The 551-nt window shown below is 41.4% G+C and carries 1 protein-coding gene; it reads left to right on the top strand.

Annotated elements, in window-relative coordinates; all coding sequences use genetic code 11:
• The coding region (locus tag EJ063_RS20520; protein WP_244225220.1) for a GNAT family N-acetyltransferase at positions 1–547 on the top strand (547 nt) is incomplete at its 5' end.
• Positions 548–551: the final 4 nt, after the last annotated feature.

Raw genomic sequence — 551 nt, 5'->3', positions numbered from 1 at the left:
GGCGTTATGCATATCAGAGGAATTCAGGATGAAGTTAGTAACTCCAAGGGTAGAATATCAAGAGTCGTATATTGAAATGGTACGTGAGTTCTCTGAAAGAGAAGAGGCGTTTGTTCCGTTTGTATTAGCTGAAAATTATGAAGACTTTTCTTCGTTGCTTGATAGGTTGTCTGCYTACTCAAGAGGTGAGCAGGTTCCAGGTTTTGTCGCACATAGTTCCTTTTGGCTTGTTGACGAAAATGAGCAAGTTGTYGGATGCTCGAATCTAAGGCATGAGCTGAACGATGGATTRTTGGTTTTAGGTGGTCATATTGGTTATGGGATCAAACCATCAGAAAGGCAAAAAGGGTACGCAAAGCGTATTTTAGAACTTACCTTACCGAAGGCTAAGAGTATCGGTATTGATAAAGCGCTAGTAACGGTAAACAAGGCTAACCTTGGTTCAGTCAAGGCTATAAAGCACAACAAAGGTGTTCTTGAGGTGGAAAAGGAAGTATCAGGACAAAAAGGTCTAGTTCAGTATTACTGGCTTAACACCTGCGCTTAGGCAA

The sequence above is a fragment of the Vibrio aquaticus genome (assembly GCF_003970385.1).
GTDB lineage: Bacteria > Pseudomonadota > Gammaproteobacteria > Enterobacterales > Vibrionaceae > Vibrio > Vibrio aquaticus.
The sequence above is the reverse complement of the archived record's forward strand: the minus strand, read 5'-3'. Positions and strand labels throughout refer to the sequence as shown.